The 16153-nt window shown below is 71.2% G+C and carries 14 protein-coding genes; 6 read left to right on the top strand and 8 right to left on the bottom strand.

Features of this window, described 5'->3' with window-relative positions; genetic code table 11:
- Positions 1 to 21: 21 nt before the first annotated feature.
- Complete coding sequence (locus ACFOX0_RS20045; protein ID WP_377548392.1) at positions 22 to 1047, bottom strand: LacI family DNA-binding transcriptional regulator; 1026 nt, start codon at positions 1045 to 1047, stop codon at positions 22 to 24.
- A gap of 137 nt (positions 1048 to 1184) precedes the next feature.
- Between ACFOX0_RS20045 and ACFOX0_RS20050 the strand changes: the two genes are divergently transcribed.
- From ACFOX0_RS20050 to ACFOX0_RS20065, 4 genes are read left to right on the top strand one after another with little or no spacing between them, the layout of a single operon-like run.
- The gene (locus tag ACFOX0_RS20050) at positions 1185 to 2435 is read left to right on the top strand and encodes a sugar ABC transporter substrate-binding protein (RefSeq protein ID WP_377548157.1); all 1251 of its coding nucleotides are present in this window, start codon (positions 1185 to 1187) and stop codon (positions 2433 to 2435) included.
- Positions 2432 to 3388, top strand: coding sequence for a carbohydrate ABC transporter permease (locus ACFOX0_RS20055; RefSeq protein ID WP_377548160.1), 957 nt, complete (start codon positions 2432 to 2434; stop codon positions 3386 to 3388). The genes ACFOX0_RS20050 and ACFOX0_RS20055 overlap by 4 nt, the downstream gene beginning before the upstream one ends.
- A gap of 44 nt (positions 3389 to 3432) precedes the next feature.
- Positions 3433 to 4194 carry a carbohydrate ABC transporter permease gene (locus tag ACFOX0_RS20060; RefSeq protein WP_377548394.1) on the top strand — a complete coding sequence of 254 codons (762 nt, stop codon included), beginning with the start codon at positions 3433 to 3435 and terminating at the stop codon, positions 4192 to 4194.
- Positions 4195 to 4202: 8 nt separating this feature from the next.
- Positions 4203 to 6167 carry a glycoside hydrolase family 127 protein gene (locus tag ACFOX0_RS20065; protein WP_377548162.1) on the top strand — a complete coding sequence of 655 codons (1965 nt, stop codon included), beginning with the start codon at positions 4203 to 4205 and terminating at the stop codon, positions 6165 to 6167.
- 140 nt (positions 6168 to 6307) lie between these two features.
- Here the strand turns inward: ACFOX0_RS20065 and ACFOX0_RS20070 are convergent, their stop codons facing one another.
- From ACFOX0_RS20070 to ACFOX0_RS20090, 5 genes are all read right to left on the bottom strand, one after another.
- Entirely contained in the window at positions 6308 to 6766 is a 459-nt protein-coding gene (locus ACFOX0_RS20070) for a peptidoglycan-binding domain-containing protein (protein ID WP_377548165.1), read from the bottom strand.
- Positions 6767 to 6895: 129 nt separating this feature from the next.
- Positions 6896 to 9133 (bottom strand): ATP-binding protein, encoded by a 2238-nt coding sequence (locus ACFOX0_RS20075; protein ID WP_377548168.1) that lies wholly within the window; start codon positions 9131 to 9133, stop codon positions 6896 to 6898.
- Positions 9134 to 9181: 48 nt separating this feature from the next.
- Positions 9182 to 10468: an ArsB/NhaD family transporter gene (locus tag ACFOX0_RS20080; RefSeq protein ID WP_377548170.1), complete on the bottom strand. Its 1287-nt coding sequence runs from the start codon at positions 10466 to 10468 to the stop codon at positions 9182 to 9184.
- 160 nt (positions 10469 to 10628) lie between these two features.
- Entirely contained in the window at positions 10629 to 11066 is a 438-nt protein-coding gene (locus ACFOX0_RS20085) for a CBS domain-containing protein (protein ID WP_377548172.1), read from the bottom strand.
- A 174-nt stretch (positions 11067 to 11240) separates the two neighbouring features.
- Positions 11241 to 11513, bottom strand: a complete 273-nt coding sequence (locus tag ACFOX0_RS20090) for a hypothetical protein (RefSeq protein WP_377548174.1) — start codon at positions 11511 to 11513, stop codon at positions 11241 to 11243.
- 194 nt (positions 11514 to 11707) lie between these two features.
- Here ACFOX0_RS20090 and ACFOX0_RS20095 point away from each other — a divergent pair, with 194 nt between their 5' ends.
- Positions 11708 to 12805: a sensor histidine kinase gene (locus tag ACFOX0_RS20095; protein ID WP_377548177.1), complete on the top strand. Its 1098-nt coding sequence runs from the start codon at positions 11708 to 11710 to the stop codon at positions 12803 to 12805.
- Positions 12806 to 12807: 2 nt separating this feature from the next.
- On the top strand, positions 12808 to 13458 hold the full coding sequence (locus ACFOX0_RS20100) for a response regulator (protein WP_377548179.1): 651 nt from the start codon (positions 12808 to 12810) through the stop codon (positions 13456 to 13458).
- A gap of 88 nt (positions 13459 to 13546) precedes the next feature.
- Here the strand turns inward: ACFOX0_RS20100 and ACFOX0_RS20105 are convergent, their stop codons facing one another.
- Together ACFOX0_RS20105 and ACFOX0_RS20110 are read right to left on the bottom strand one after the other, a co-directional pair.
- Positions 13547 to 14923 carry a glycoside hydrolase family 6 protein gene (locus ACFOX0_RS20105; RefSeq protein WP_377548396.1) on the bottom strand — a complete coding sequence of 459 codons (1377 nt, stop codon included), beginning with the start codon at positions 14921 to 14923 and terminating at the stop codon, positions 13547 to 13549.
- A 288-nt stretch (positions 14924 to 15211) separates the two neighbouring features.
- Positions 15212 to 15988: a hypothetical protein gene (locus tag ACFOX0_RS20110; RefSeq protein WP_377548181.1), complete on the bottom strand. Its 777-nt coding sequence runs from the start codon at positions 15986 to 15988 to the stop codon at positions 15212 to 15214.
- Positions 15989 to 16153 lie beyond the last annotated feature (165 nt).

Raw genomic sequence — 16153 nt, forward strand, 5'->3', positions numbered from 1 at the left:
TGGCGGGTGGCCCGGACCGCCTCAGACCGCCGTGGAGGCGCGCGGGATCAGGCGGCTGGGCAGGGTGTGCCGGCCGGGGGCGGGTGCGCCGTTGATGGCACCCAGCAGCAGCTCGGCGGCCGCCCGGCCGATCCCTTCGAGATCCATGTCGACGCTGGTGAGGGCCGGCCGGCAGCCGTCCACCATGACGTCCCAGTTGTCGAACCCGACCAGGGCGACGTCGTCGGGGACGCGGCGACCGGCACCCTGCACGGCCTCGGCGAGGCCGCGGGCGATCTGGTCGCTGCCGCAGAACACCGCGTCCACGTCGACGCCGGTGGACAGCAGGATGCCGGCCGCCTGCCGGCCCCACGCCTCGCTCCACTCGCCGAACTGCACCGGCGCGACCAGTTCCAGGCCGGCGGCGGCCAGCGTCCGTACGGTGGCCGCCGCCCGGACGGTGGCCGAGTGGTGGTGCTCGGGTCCGGTGACGTGTGCGATGCGTCGTCGGCCCACGGTCAGCAGGTGCTCCACCGCCCGACGGGCGCCGTCGGCCTCGTCCGGGACCACGGAGCAGTCCCGCGGGTCGGTCGAGCTGATGAACGCGTAGACCACCGGCACCGGCAGGCCGGCGCCGATCGGTGCCCGGGCCTGCGTGCGGCGACCGGTCACGATGATGCCGTCCACCTGCCGGCTCAGCAGCGTACGCAGGTAGTACTGCTCGCGGATCGGGTCGTCGCGGGCGTCGCAGAGGAACACCGACACCTGCCCGGCGCCCAGGGCGTCCTCGGCGCCGATCAGCAGCGGGATGCTGAACCGGCCGATGCTGTCGGTGGTGATCATGCCGACCGTGTAGGTGCGGCCCGACTGCAGGCTGCGGGCGGTGGCGTTGGCCACGAAGCCGAGCTGCTCGGCCGCCTCCTGGACGCGTTGCCGCGTCTCCGGTCGCAACGTGCCGCGGCCGTTGAGCGCCTTGGACGCGGTCCCCGGGGAGACTCCGGCGAGAGCCGCGACCTCGACGATGGTGGCGGCCCGGCCGGTCGAGGCGGTTCTCCCGAATGTGCCCAGCGTTTCCTCCCCGTTTCCGAGATCGGTAACCAGACTCTAACTTTTGCTTGACATGCCTGCAAGGCATCCATAGCGTTCTCGGCAATCGTTTTCCCTAGCGCCGTCACCACCTCGTCCGCGAGTCAAGGGGTATCGATATGACAGTCTCCCGCCGAGCGCTGAGCGCGATGGCCGCCATCTCGGCCGCCGCCTTCCTGATCACCGCCTGCTCGCACGACGGCGGCGGGCCCGCCTCGTCCGGTGCCGCCGGCGGGACATACCAGATCTGGGATCCGTACCCGCAGTTCGACGGCTCGTCCGACTGGGCGAAGCTGCTGCAGAAATGCGGCACCGACGCCGGTGTCACGGTCAAGCGCACCGGCTTCGACACCACCGACCTGACCAACAAGGCGTTGCTCGCCGCCCAGCAGAACAACTCCCCGGACGTGCTGATCGTGGACAATCCGGTGGTCTCCACGCTGGCCGAGGCGGGCGTGCTCACCACCACCGCGGACACCAAGGTCGACACCTCCGCCGTGGAGCCCAACCTGCTCGCCGCCGGCCAACTGGACGGCAAGACCTACGGCATTCCGATCGGCGCCAACACGCTCGCGCTCTACTACAACAAGAAGGTGCTGGACGCCGCGAAGGTCGACCCCGCCACGGTCAAGGACTGGCCGTCCCTCACCGCCGCCCTGGCAAAGGTGAAGGCAGCCGGCAAGAAGGGCATCACCTTCTCCGCGATCGGTACGGAGGAGGGCTCGTTCCAGTTCCTGCCCTGGTTCTGGGGCGCCGGCGCCAACCTGACCCAACTCGACTCCGACCAGGGCGTCGCCGCGCTGACCCTGTGGACCGACTGGCTCACGAAGGGTTACGCGCCCAACTCGGTGCTGAACAACACCCAGACCACGAGCTGGCAGGAGTTCGCCACCGGTGACTTCGCCTTCGCCGAGAACGGCACCTGGCAACTGGCGAACGCCAAGAAGGCCGGCTTCGAGTACGGCATCATCCCGATCCCCGGTCGGGGTGGCGGCACCGCCCCGGCGCCGACCGGCGGTGAGTTCGTCACCGCCCCCGTTCAGTCCGACGCCGGCCGGTACGCCACCGCGGAGAAGCTGATCGGCTGCCTGACCAGTTCCGACAACGCCTACGCCACCGACACCACGCTGTCCTACGTGGCAGCGACCGAGACGGTGCAGCGCAAGCAGGTCGAGGCGAACCGGGACCTGACCGTGTGGGTCGCCGCGGTCCAGGCGGCGAAGGGCCGCACCAGCGACAACCTCGGCACCAAGTACCCGAAGATCTCCGAGCCGATGTGGACCGCGTTCCAGGGTGCCCTGTCCGGCGGGAAGTCCCCGCGGGACGCGTTGTCCACGGCGCAGACCGCGGCCGCGGCGGCCACCAGGTGACCACGGCGCGGGAGCTGCCGGCCCGGACGGCGACCCCGGCCCCCGTCCGGGCCGCCGCCGTCCGGAGCCGGCGACGCCGGTCGGAGCAGTGGGTGGCCTGGGCGTTCCTCGCCCCGGTCGTGATCTATCTGCTGGCCTTCTACGCCTACCCGCTCTACCGCAACCTCGACCTGAGCCTGCGGCACTACACGGTCCGTTCGTTCGTGCGGGGCGACGCCCCGTTCAGCGGCCTGGACAACTACCGGACCGTGGTGTCGGATCCGACCTTCTGGCCGGCGCTGCTGCACACGGTCACCTTCACCGGCGTCTCGTTGGTCTTCCAGTTCACCATCGGGTTGACGCTGGCGGTCTTCTTCACCCAGCACTTCCGGCTGGCGGCGACGCTGCGCGCGCTGTTCCTCGTACCGTGGCTGCTGCCACTGATCGTCAGCGCCTCGACCTGGTCGTGGCTGCTGAACAGCGATTCGGGGCTGGTCAACGCGGTGTTGCGGGCGGCGGGATTCGACGGGGTGAACTGGCTGACCTCGCCGACCTGGGCGCTGACCAGCGTGATCATCGCGAACATCTGGATCGGCATACCGTTCAACCTGGTCGTGCTCTACAGCGGTCTGCAGGCCATCCCGGACGAGATCCACGAGGCCGCGGCGCTGGACGGCGCGTCCGGTTGGCAGCGGTTCTGGCGGGTCACGTTCCCGTTGCTGCGGCCCGTCTCGGCGGTCGTCCTGCTGCTCGGACTGGTCTACACGCTCAAGGTCTTCGACCTCATCTGGATCATGACGAAGGGCGGGCCGACCGACTCGTCGACCACGTTCGCCACCTGGTCCTACCGCTTCAGTTTCGGCAACCTGCTGCCGCAGTTCGGCCCGGGGGCGGCGGTCGGCAACCTGCTGATCATCATGGCGATGATCTTCGGCCTGCTCTACGTCCGGCTCCAGCGGAGACAACTGTCGTGAGGAAGTCGCTGAAGACCCTGCTCGGTCTCGTGCTGACCGCGATCATGCTGTTCCCGGTCTACTGGATGGTCAACGTCTCCTTCACCAGGGACACCGACATGCGGCGCGACCCGCCCCCGCTGTTCCCGGTGCACGGCACCACCGAGGGCTACCGCGCCGTGCTCGACCAGCAACTGCCCTACCTGGGCACCAGCCTGCTCATCGGTCTCGGCACGGTGGCGCTCACCGTGACGCTGTCCGCGCCGGCCGGTTACTCGCTGGCCAGGCTGCGACCGCGCGGCGGGGGCGTGCTCTCCTTCGTCCTGCTCATGGCCCAGATGATCCCGGCGATCATCATGGCGATGGGGTTCTACGCCATCTACCTGCGCCTCGGCGTCCTGAACAACGCGGCCGGCCTGATCCTGGCGGACTCCACCATCGCGGTGCCGTTCGGCGTTTTGATCTTCACGGCCTTCATGTCCGGGATCCCGGCCGAACTCACCGCGGCCGCGGTCGTCGACGGCGCCGGACCGTTCCGGATCTTCTGGTCGATCATCGTGCCGATCAGCCGGAACGTCATCGTCACGGTGTCGCTCTTCGCCTTCCTCTGGGCATGGTCCGACTTCGTCTTCGCCACCACGTTGGACGGCGGCGGCAGCGCCCAGCCGATCACCCTCGGCATCTACCGCTACATCGGCAACAACAACCAGCAGTGGAACGCGATCATGGCCACCGCGGTCGTCGCGTCGATTCCCGCGACGCTGTTGCTCGTTCTGGCGCAGCGCTACGTGGCAGCCGGCGTCACCGCCGGTGCCGTGAAGGATTGAGGAACCACATGACCGGTCCCGCCGCGCCCACCCCGTCGGCCCTCGCCACCCTGCATCCGCTGCCGCTGTCGGCCGTCCGGCTGCATCCGGACGGACTGCTTGGCGGCTGGCAGGAACGCAACGCGACGGCCACTCTGCCGCACTGCGTCGACCGGATCGGCGCCCACGGCAACCTCGCCAACCTGCGCCGGGTCACCGGTGACGTGGACACCGAGTTCGCCGGCATGTGGTTCGCCGACACCGACGTGTACAAGACGCTGGAGGCCGTGGCCTGGGAGACCGGTCGCACCGGCGGATCGTCCGAGTTCCTCACCGACGTCGCGGCGCTGCTGGAGAAGGCGCAGGAGCCGGACGGCTACCTGAACTCGTACTACCAGGTCGATCGCCGCGACCAGCGGTGGACCGACCTGGGGTTCAGCCACGAGATGTACTCGGCGGGCCACCTCGTCCAGGCGGCCGTCGCCGCGGCGCGCGGCGCCGCCGACGACCTGGCCGCCGGGCAGTTGGTGGCGGTGGCGCGGCGCTTCGCGGACCTGCTGGTACGCCGTTTCGGCCCGGCCGGGGCGGAGACGATCGACGGCCATCCGGAGGTGGAGACCGCGCTCGTCGAGCTGTACCGGCTCACCGGCCACCGGCCCTACCTCGACCAGGCCCGACGCTTCCTCGACCTGCGCGGCCACGGCCGGCTCGGCGAGGGCCGGTTCGGGCCGCGCTACTGGCAGGACGACACACCGATCCGGGAACAGGACGAGGCGGTCGGACACGCGGTGCGGCAGCAGTACCTGCTGGCCGGCGCCGTGGACGTGGCGGTCGAGACCGGGGACGCCGGACTGCTCGCCGCCGCCGAGCGGGTGTGGCGGGCGGCGCTGACCAGCAAGACGTACCTGACCGGCGGCCAGGGGTCACGGCACAAGGACGAGTCCTTCGGTGACCCGTACGAGCTGCCGCCGGACCGGGCGTACGCCGAGACGTGCGCGGCCATCGGCAGTTTCCAGACCGCGTGGCGGCTGCTGCTGGCCACCGGCGGGTCCGGGTACGCCGAGGAGATGGAGCGCCTGCTGTACAACGGCATCGCGGCCAGCACCGCGGTCGACGGCAGGGCGTTCTTCTACTCCAACCCGCTGCAGCTGCGCACCGGGCACGACGGTTCGCACGAGGACACGCCGTCCCAGCGGCTCGGCTGGTACTCCTGCGCGTGCTGCCCGCCCAACCTGGCCCGGCTGATGGCCTCGCTGCACGCGTACGCCGCGACGGGCGACGCCCGGGGCATGCAGATCCACCTGTACGCGGCCGGCACGATCACCGCGGCCGGACGCACCGTCCAGGTCCGTACCGACTACCCGTGGGACGAGCGGATCAGCATCACGGTGACCGAGGTGGCGGACGGTCCGTGGACCCTGGCGCTGCGGGTGCCGGCCTGGTGCCGGGACGTCCGGCTCGCCGTGAACGGGTCACCGGCCCGGGTCGACGTCCGGGAGGGTTACCTGCGGCTGACCCGCTCCTGGCGCGGTGGCGACCAGGTCGAACTCGTCCTGGCCATGCCGCCCCGGCTGATCGCCGCGCACCCCCGGGTGGACGCGGTCCGCGGCAGCGTGGCGATCGCCCGTGGCCCGGTCGTCTACTGCCTCGAACACGCCGACCTGCCGGTTACCCTCGACGGGACGTCCTTCGAGGAACTGGAACTGGATCCGGCGTCGCCGCTCGCCGTCGCGACCGGCGACGATCTCGCGCCCGTCACGATCGACGTCCCCCTGCGGGTCCGTACCGCGTCGGCCGACGCGCTGTACTCGGCGTACGTGCCGGCGGAGCGCGGCGGCACGCCGAGCCTGACCGTTCCCGCGATCCCGTATTTCCTGTGGGCCAACCGGGAACCGGGGCCCATGCGGGTCTGGATCCCGGTGGCGGCGGGGAATGCGCTTCCGGATGCCCACGGGAAGGTCCGCGGCACCACCGTCAGCCGCGACGGGCGGTGACGAAAAGGCGCCCTGAGGGCCCGATTGGCGGTGTCGCCATCGGCCGGGCACCGGGTGTGTCGCGACGAGCGGGCCACCGCCCCGGCCGGAGCCGAGGCGGTGGATCGCGAAGCCCCCGTCATGTCCCGCTTCGCGCCTACTCAGTGGTTGTTGTTGAGCCAGATGCAGGAATTGTCGCTGCCCGTCCACCGCCAGCAGATGTGGTCGCGGGACTGCGGCCCGTACTCGCCGTCGACGGAGATCCCGAGGGCCGCCTGGACGTTGCGCAGCGCCGTCCGGGTGTAACCGCCGAAGTCGTTGTCGACACCGTTCGGGCCGAGATTCTGGCCGTAGATGCCCTGCAGCGTGCGCTGCAGCTCGCCGACCCCGGAGTTGTGGTCGCCGCGGGTCAGCAGACAGTTGAAGTTGATGGAGCCGGTGACGTACGCCGGGATCCAGGCCGTCGCGCCCGGGGCGCCGGACCACGTCGAGGTGTAGACGCCCGCGCCGTTGCAGTGCGGCAGGGCGGCGTGGGCGGGTGTGCCGACCGTCAGTGCGGCACCCGCGGTCGGGACGGCGAGCGCGACCGCGAGGCCGAGGCGGAGAAGACGTCGGAGCAAGGCAACCTCCTGGTCGAAGGACCGGTCGTACGCGCGACACTGCGGCGCGCGGCTTGCCGGACCATCGTTTCGTCCGCCGATCGCGGGAAACAGGAGCCGGACCGGAGGTTGACCGGCAGTTTCGACCGCTCAGCGGAGGGTGGCGAGTCTGGCCTCGACCGGGTTCGGGTCGGCCTCGCGCAGCGAGCCGAGAATGTCCAGCGCTCGTTGCCAGGTCAGCCGGGCCGAGGCGGGATCGCCGGAGGCGAGGTGGGCGTCGCCGAGGCTGGCCAACGCGTCGGCCTCCAACCGTCGGTCACCGATCTCGTGGCGGAGCCGTACCGCGTTCTCGTAGCAGGCGACGGCCCGCGACGACGCGCCGAGCCGGAGGTGGGCGTGCCCGAGGCTGCCCCAGGTGACCGCCTGGCCCAGCAGGTTGTCGGCCGACGTGAACAACTCCAGGGCCTGTTCGCAGGCCCCGATCGCGGCCTGCTGGTCGCCGAGTTGCGCGCACGACCAGCCGACCGCGTTGAGCGCGAAGGCCCGGCCGTTCACGTGCCCGGCCGCGGCGTGCAGGCGCAGCGCCTCCCGGGCGTGCCGGAGCGCCTGCCGGTGCTGGCTGTTCCGGTCGCAGAGCCAGCCGAGGTTGAGTTCGACCCGGGCCTGCCCGGCGAGGTCGCCGAGGTGGCGGTACCGGTCGGCGGCCGCCTCCAGATGGTGCCGCGCGTCGGCGTACCGGTCGAGCGAGATGTCGGCGAAGGCGAGCGTCCCGTGGGCGTACGCCTCGGCCCGGGGGTCGGCCAGCCGACCGGCCGCCGCCAGCGCCGTCCGCAGGCTGTCGGTCCAGTCCTGCCAGTAACCGCACCGGTTGAGGTACGTGGTGATCGTCCAGGCCAGGTGGCAGGCGTGCCGGTCGAAGCCGTGGTCGACGGCCAGCCGCAGGGCCGACAACAGCACCGGATACTCGTCGGTGAACCAGCCCACGGCCCGACCCCGGTCGGCCAGGGCGATCGGCGCGACCCCGGGCCCCGGCGGGTCCACCGGCAGCCGGTCCCGCTGCGGGTAGAGCAGTTCGTCCGCGGCGTACGCGACGGACAGGTAGTGGTCGAGCAACCGGGAGCGGGCCGCCTGCCGGTCCGCCTCGCTGTCCCGCGCCGACGCCAGTTCGGTCGCGTACGCCCGCAGCAGGTCGTGGCAGGTGTACCGGCCGGGGCGGTGCTCGGTGAGCAGGTGCGCCCGGGCCAGCCCGGCCAGCTGACGGCGCGCCTGGGCGGGTGTGCCACCGGCGAGGCTGGCTGCCGCCGGGACGGCGAGGTCCGGTCCCGGGTGCACGCTCAGCAGCCGGAACAGCCGGGCGGTGGACGCGTCGAGGAGGCGGTACGACCACGACATGACCCGTCGCAGGTCGGTGACGGCTTCGCCGCCGTCGAAGGCGTCCAGCCGGCCGATCGCCGGACTTAGGTCTGCGGCCAGGTCGGCCAGCGGGAACCGGTTCTGGATGGCGGCCCGGGCGGCCACCACGGACAGCGCCAGCGGCAGCCCGGCCGACGCGCCGACGATGGTGTCGGCGGCCGCCGGCTCGGCCGCCACCCGGTGGACGCCGAGGCGTCGGGCCAGCAACTCGTGGGACTCGGCCGGTGACAGCACGTCCAGGGTGATCGGGTGCGCACCGTCCACACTGACCAGCCCGGCTAGTTGGTCGCGGCTGGTGACGAGGACGAGGCAGCCCGGCGCGCCCGGCATCAGCGGGCGGACCTGACCGGCGTTGGCGGCGTTGTCCAGGACGATCAGCATCCGTCGCCGGCCCAGCAGGCTCCGGAACCGGGCCACCTGCTCGTCCAGTGTGGTCGGGGGACGGTCGCCCGGCCCGGCCATCGCGTTGACGAACCCGGCGAGCGCCGTGCTCGGGCTGACCGGCGTACCGCCGGGATCGAAGCCACGCAGGTTGACGTAGAGCTGGCCGTCGGGGAAGCGTCGGGCGACCCGGTGCGCCCAGTGCACGGCGAGCGCGGTCTTGCCCACCCCGGCCGTGCCGGACACGGTGACCAGGGTCATCGCGGTGGGCTGGTCCGCGGCCAGGGTCAGGATCTCGTCGAGCCGGGCCAACGCGTCGGCCCGGCCGACGAAGCCGAAGGCGGCCGCGGGTAGCTGCGCGGGCGCACCGTCGGCGCCGGTGCTGCCCGGCGGGCCGGCGAGGAACCGGTCGCGCTCCGGCCCGACCAGGGCGAAGGCGTCGGCCAGCAGCCGCATGGTCGCCGGTCGCGGCCGCGCGACGCGGCCCGACTCCAGGTCCCGGATGTGCCGGACCGACAGTCCCGTCCTCGCGGCCAGTTCCTCCTGGGTCAGCCCACCCCGCCGTCGATGCCCCCGTACCACCTCCCCGAACACGCAAAGACCGTAACGACAGGGAATCGACGGGGACAATCGGTCAGCCGGTCAGACGAAGTACCGGAGCCAGACGTACAGCCAGGCGATCAGGCAGCTCATGATCGTGACGATGATTCCGTAGCGGGTGAACTGCCAGAACGAGATTCGATGCCCGGTCCGGGCGGCGATGCCGATGGCCACCACGTTGGCGCTGGCGGCGACCGCCGTACCGTTGCCGCCGAAGTCGGCACCGAGGGCGAAGGCCCACCAGAGCGCCTGCCCGGTGCCCGGGTCCGGTGCCTGGGCCACCAGCCCTTCGACCACCGGGGTCATGGTGGCGACGTACGGGATGTTGTCGAAGAACGCCCCCAGCACCGCCGAGCCGAACAGCAGCGCCGTCGCCGCGCCGAAGAAGTTGCCGTCCACCTGCCCGATGACCCACTCGCCGAACGTGTTGATCACACCGGTGTGCACCAGGCCGGCGACCATCACGAACAGACCCACGAAGAACACCAGGGTGGGCCACTCCACCTCCTGGAGCACCTCCGAGACGTCCATCCTGGACACCAGCAGCATCACCCCGGCACCGACCATCGCCACCACCGACGGGTCGACGTGCAGCACGGAGTGCAGCGAGAAGCCGACGATCACCAGGCCGAGCACGACCAGGCAGCGGGCGAGCAACCGACCGTCGGTGACGGCCCGCCGTTCCTGCAACGCGAGTACGGCGTCGACGTGCTCGGGGTTGTAGCGGAAGGACTTGCGGAACAGCACCCGGGTCAGCAGCACGAAGGCCACGAAGATCACCACGACGATCGGGGCCATGTGCACCAGGAAGTCGGTGAAGGTCAGCCCGGCGCGGGCGCCGATGATGATGTTCGGCGGGTCGCCGATCAGGGTCGCGGCGCCGCCGATGTTGGAGGCCAGGATCTCGGCGATCAGGTACGGCTGGGCCGGGATGTGCAGCCGGTTGCAGACGACCACGGTGACCGGGGCGACCAGCATGATCGTGGTGACGTTGTCCAGGAACGGCGAGGCGACGGCGGTGATCAGCATCAGCATCACCATCAACCGGTACGGCCGGCCGGACGACTTCTTCGCGGCCCAGATCGCGATGTAGTCGAACAGGCCGGTCTGCTTGAGCACCCCGACGATGATCATCATCCCGAGCAGCAGGAAGATGACCCGCCAGTCGATGCCCGCGTGCTCGGAGAAGTAGACCTCGGCACCGGGTGCGAAGCCGAACACCAGCATCACCGCAGCGGCGACCAGCACCACCTTGACCTTGTCGACCTTCTCGGTGGCGATGAAGAAGAACGCGACTACGAAGACGACGAGCGCCGCGATCGCGCTCACCGGTCGTACCCCGGTGGCGGCGGGACCGCGACGGGCCCGGCAGCCGACCGGCGGCCGGACCCGCCGCGGAGGGCGGTCTTCGGGGTACGATCGGCGGCACCGTCAGGTCGACCCGAGGTGCCGGGCTCAGCCCGGCGCGCCGGGGTCGCGCGGGCCGGGATCAGACCTCCGGGTCGGCCACCGCGTACTCGGCGAGGACCCGGTCCAGGGTGATCGCCCCGACCAGTACGTTGGCGTGGTCGACCACCGCCACCAGCGGGCTGCGGTGCCGGGCCATCAGGGCGGCCACCTCCAGCAGCGTGCCGTCCAGGCCGACCGTGGTCACCCGCGGCGGTTCCCGCAGCAGGCAGTCGCCCACGGTCAGGTTGCCCACCTCCTCCCAGAAGAGGTCGGCGTGCGCCTCGTCGATGGCCCGGGCCAGCACCGGGTCCTCTCGGTAGCTGCCGGGCACCGCCATCCGGAGCACCTGCGTGCCGGGCAGCACGGTCCGGGGCCGGCCGAGGTCGTCCACGACGATCATCCCCGGCAGCCGGCGCAGGGCCATCAACCGGACCGCCCGGGCGACGGAGTCCCGGACGGTCACCGTCGGTACTGCCACAGCGATCTGCCGCGCCTGCATGCCACCAGCTCTCCGGGCGCGGGTCGGCGTCGGCCGGCGCGCCGCAACGGTTGGATCGGAGGACGTTGTCCACAAGGTGACCTCCCGATGACAAACAGCCGGCCCGCCGGCCGGGGATTCGGCCGGTGTCCCGGCAGCTCCGGGGTGTCCCGGTCACGCGGTCCCGCCGTGCAGCTCGACGAGGCGACGTTCCAGGGTGGCGAGCCGGTCGGCGATCGGGGCGCTGTGCAGCACCTCGGCCACGTGGTCGGCCTCGTCGTGCTCCAACGCGATCCGGTCCACCGGCAGGTCCGGGTCTTCCTTACCGTACAGCAGCAGCGACCGCTGACCGGTCCGGTCCAGCAGTACGCCAAAACGTTGCCCGCCCCGGGTCAGGAAGTGGTGCACGACGCCGATCCCGGGAACGGTGGTCCGGGTGCTGTCCACTGGGTCCTCCTCGGGTGGGGAGCGGCTGCTGGTGTCAACCCTTCGCGATTCCGGTGCGCGCGACCATCGGGTCCGACACCCATCTCCACCGGGGCGGAACATGCAGGTGACCGGGTTGCCGACCGGTCGTCGCCGGTCACGGTTGGGTGTCCGACAGGTGGACAAAACCGCACCTCCCGGGCGAGGCTGGCGGGGTGACCGACACTGCCGACCGGACAACCGCCCCCGAACCGGACGCCGAGGGGCGTTCCGGTCGCCGGGCGCCCGTGCGGGCGTTGTTCCGCCGGCTGTTCCTGCTGAACGGCCTGGTCTTCACCGTGGGCACGCTGGTGCTCGCGCTGTCGCCGGCCACCGTGTCGTCACCGGTGCTGCTGACCGAGATCCCGGTGCTGATCATCGGGCTGGCGGTCATCCTGGCGGCGAACGCCCTGCTGCTGCGGACCAGCCTGGCGCCGCTGGACGCGCTGACCACGCTGATGCGCCGGGTGGACCTGCTGCGGACCGGAGACCGGCTGGTCGACTCCGGCAACGGGGACCTGACGAACCTGATCGAGACCTTCAACGCGATGCTGGACCGGCTGGAGCGCGAGCGCAGCGCCAGCAGCGCGCACGCGCTCGCCGCCCAGGAGGGGGAGCGGCAGCGGATCGCCCGGGAACTGCACGACGAGATCGGGCAGAGCCTCACGGTGGTGCTGCTCGGGCTCAAGCGGGCGGCCGACCGGGCCCCGGCCGAGTTGCGTGCGGAGCTGCACGTCGTGCAGGAGACGCTGCGGGCCAGCCTCGACGACGTGGGACGGGTGGCCCGGCGGCTCCGGCCGGACGTACTGGAAGATCTTGGTCTGCTCAGCGCGCTGAGCGCGCTGGCCACGGAGTTCTCACAGGCCAGTGGGGTTCCGGTGGTGCGCAGGGCGCAGCCGGACCTGCCGGCCCTGAGCGCGGAGAAGGAACTGGTGATCTACCGGATCGCACAGGAGAGCCTGACCAACGTGGCCCGGCACGCGCGGGCCGGCCAGGTCGAGCTGTCGCTGCGGGCCGAGGCCGGCGCGGTGGTGCTGCGGGTCGTCGACGACGGACTCGGCCGGATCGGGCTGGAAGGGGCCGGCATCCGGGGGATGCGGGAGCGGGCGCTGCTGATCGGTGCCCGGCTGACCGTCACCGCGACCCCGGGCACCGGAACCGAGATCCGACTGAGCGTGCCGGTCGATGATCATGGTCCGGTGGGGGAGACGTCGATCGTCGGTGCGTCGGCGGAGCGGACGTCGCCGACCGGGGAGAGGCGGGAACGATTATGACGGTGACCAAGACCCGGATCCTGCTGGCGGACGACCACGCGCTGGTCCGCCGGGGTCTGCGGCTGATCCTGGACGCCGAGCCGGACCTGACGGTGGTCGCCGAGGCGGCCGACGGCGCCGAGGCGGTGGAGGCGGTCCGCGGCGCGGAGATCGACCTGGTCGTCCTGGACATCGCGATGCCGAGGATGACCGGTCTGCAGGCGGCCCGGGAGATCTCCCGGCGGGCGCCCGGGGTCCGCATCCTGATGCTCTCGATGCACGACAACGAGCAGTACTTCTTCGAGGCGCTGCGGGCCGGAGCCTCCGGGTACGTGCTCAAGTCGGTCGCCGACCGGGACCTGCTGGAGGCGTGCCGGGCGGCGATGCGCGGCGAACCGTTCCTCTATCCCGGCGCCCTCACCGCGTTGATCCGGGACTACCTGCACCGGGCCCGGCTGGGCGAGAAGCTGCCGGAGAGCATCCTGACGCCCCGGGAAGAGGAGATCATAAAGCTGATCGCGGAGGGAAACACCGCCAAGGAGATCGCCGAGGCGCTGGTGATCAGCGTGAAGACGGTCGACCGGCACCGGGCCAACATTCTGCAGAAGCTCGGCATGCGGGACCGGATCGACCTGACCCGGTACGCGATCCGGGCCGGCCTGGTCGAACCGTAGGGCCCGCTGCTGGGCGCGCGGCCGGACCCGGCGGACAGGAGGTGTCTCGGGTACCTCCTGGGCGCCGGGCCCGGGATCGTGCGGCAGGTCAGCTACCGGCGCAGGTGGGGGTCACGCCGGAGAGGCTGCCGTTGCCCTGGAAACCGAACTGGGTCGACTGTCCGGCGCCGAGCCGTCCGTTGTAGCTCACGTTGGTGAACCGGACGGTGCCCGAGCTGCCGCTGGCCTGGGCGTTCCAGGTGTTGGTGACCGAGGCGCCGCCGGGCAGCGTCAGGGTCGCGGTCCAGCCGTTGACGCCCGCGGAGCCGGCGGTGACGGTCACGGTCGCCGTGAAGCCGCCGGTCCACTGGTTGACCGACACCGACGCGGAGCAGCCGTTGCCGCCGGGCGGCGGCGTGGTGGGCGCGGCGCTTGTCGGCGGCGTGGTGGGCGCGGCGGTTGTCGGCGGCGGGGTAATCGACGGTGGCGCCGTGGACGGCGGGTTCGCCACGCCGTTGGCGAGACTGTAAGCCAGGTCGGGCTGGAACGAACCGGCGGTGTACCGGCAGCCGTCGGCCTCGCCCGGCGGCTTCACCCACAGGTACGCGTCGATGTTGCCGTCGTTGGTGTTCGTCGTCGGGTACAGCCCGATGCGCCGGTCGGTGTTGTCGTCGGCGCACCAGTCACCGCTGGCGCCGCCGTTGCGGCTGGTGTCGATGATCTGGCGCTTGTTGGGAATGCCCATGCCGGCGAGGGCGGAGATGATCGCCCGGCCGTAGTTCGCCTCGCTGGAGGTGGGGTTGAAGTTCGACACGTTGGTGAAGAAGCCGTCGGCGTACTGCACGCCGGCCGCCTTGAGCCGGTTGGCCTGCTCGTTCGCGCTGTTCCAGGTGGAGTGGCCGCCGTCGAGGTAGACCTTGGCGTTCGGGTTGCCCGCCTTGATGGTCTGGGTGGCGGTCGACAACGCCTGGTTGCGTGCGTTGAGCTCGTTCTGACTCAGGCAGGTGGTGAGGGCGAGCGAGTCGGTCTCCAGGATGATGATGACCGTCTGGCCGCCCAGGCCGCCGGCGAAGTTGGACACCCAGTTCTGGTACTGGCCCAGATCCGGCGCACCGCCGGCGCTGGCGCCGCCGCAGTCGCGGTTGGTGATCTCGTACACCGACAGCACCGGTATCTGCATCATGGAGTTGGCGGCCCCGACGAACGAGGAGACCTCCGACCGGACCGTCGAGGGATTGAAGTTCGCCAGCCAGCGCGCCTGTGGCTGGCTGGCGATCTTCTCACGGATGGTGGTGGCCCGGGAGTCGCCGGGGTTGGCCGCGACCCACTTGACGACGGCGGAGTTGGGGTCCCGGTACAGCGTGCCGGAGACCGTCCCGGCGGACGCGGTGCCGGCGACCGACCAGGCGCCGGCTGCGGCGGCTACGCCGGCGACGGCCGCCGCGATGGCGACCGTCGATCTCCGGCGGTGGGGCGACAGGGACAGAGTCATGTTTCCTCCGGGTTGCAGTGATGTATTCAAATGTATGGGAGCGCTTCCATGAGACGGTAGCGAAGGACCGCCTCGCTGCCAAGGGTGGAGATGCCCGTCGTCGCTTCCGGATCCTGCTCAACCGGCCTTCGGTCGCCCTGCGACAGGCTCTGAGCATCGACTTTCTTCTATGAAAATATTGCAGCCCGGGGTGTCCGGGTGTTCACCCACCGATGACCGCCGGGTTTCGACCGGGGCGTGGCGTCGAGGGCCGCTCGCCCAGCGGCCGGAGCGCGGTCCGGGTCAGCAACCGATCCGCCGGCCGGACAGGGCGATGTCGTCGATCCAGAGGTCGAACGCGGCCGGTGTGGTACCGCTCTGGTAGAGCTGCCAACCGATCTTCACGGTGTTCACCGCGGGTAGGACGAACGGTACGTCGTTGCCGCCGTGTTCGGTGGTGGAGGCGGTCAGTTCCGGCCTCGCCACCCCGTCGATCCACACGGCGACGCGGTTGTCGGCCGGGTCGAGCGTCCACTCGACGCACTGCCAGGTGCCCGCGGTGACCGGGGCGGCCTCGCGCCAGTTGGTCCAGTCGCCGGTCGGACCGCCGTCGGCGCCGACGCCCCAGAACGTACCGGGGACGGTGGGTGCGTACTGGCCGCCGATCGGCCGGACGACCTCCGAGCTGCCGGTGCCGGTCGCCTCCACGAGGGTGAAGTGCGCCCAGTCGGGGGCGGTCGGGAAGGCCGCGACGCGCAACCGCATCCGGCCGTAGAAGCGGTTGCCGGGCGCGGCGAAGTCGTCGACGCGCAGAAAGGCGCGTCCGTTGTCGCGGGTGTGCACGTGCAGGACCTGGTTGCCACGGCGGGCCCGCTCGACGGTGAGCGTGCCGTTGCGGGTGTCGACGCCCCAGTTCAAGGTGCTGGGACCACCGGTCGGCAGCCGTTCGAAGTCCTCGCAGAAGAGCAGGCCGCGGGTGCAGGAGCCGGACGGGGTGGCACCGGCGGCGCCGGCCGGGCCGCTGCCGGCCGTGGCGCCGAGCAGCAGGGCGGCGGTGAACACGGCGAAGAGCTTGCGCATGATCCTCCTTCAGGAAGGCGGGGCGGAGTCCGCCACGTGGTCGTCCGCGTGGCGGCGCTCCCATCATGCCAATTGATCGACACATGGCAAATGATCGATGTGCTTTCGGACGCGCCGACCGACCGCGCCCGTGACCTGGTCGCCGTGCTCAACGGAACCTGCCGA

The organism is Micromonospora zhanjiangensis (genome assembly GCF_042650605.1).
Classification (GTDB): Bacteria; Actinomycetota; Actinomycetes; order Mycobacteriales; family Micromonosporaceae; genus Micromonospora_J; species Micromonospora_J zhanjiangensis.

Coding starts and splice junctions, on each gene's coding strand:
- ACFOX0_RS20050 (WP_377548157.1), top strand. CDS start 1,185: ATGACAGTCTCCCGCCGAGCGCTGAGCGCGATGGCCGCCATCTCGGCC.
- ACFOX0_RS20060 (WP_377548394.1), top strand. CDS start 3,433: ATGCTGTTCCCGGTCTACTGGATGGTCAACGTCTCCTTCACCAGGGAC.
- ACFOX0_RS20065 (WP_377548162.1), top strand. CDS start 4,203: ATGACCGGTCCCGCCGCGCCCACCCCGTCGGCCCTCGCCACCCTGCAT.
- ACFOX0_RS20110 (WP_377548181.1), bottom strand. CDS start 15,988: ATGCGCAAGCTCTTCGCCGTGTTCACCGCCGCCCTGCTGCTCGGCGCC.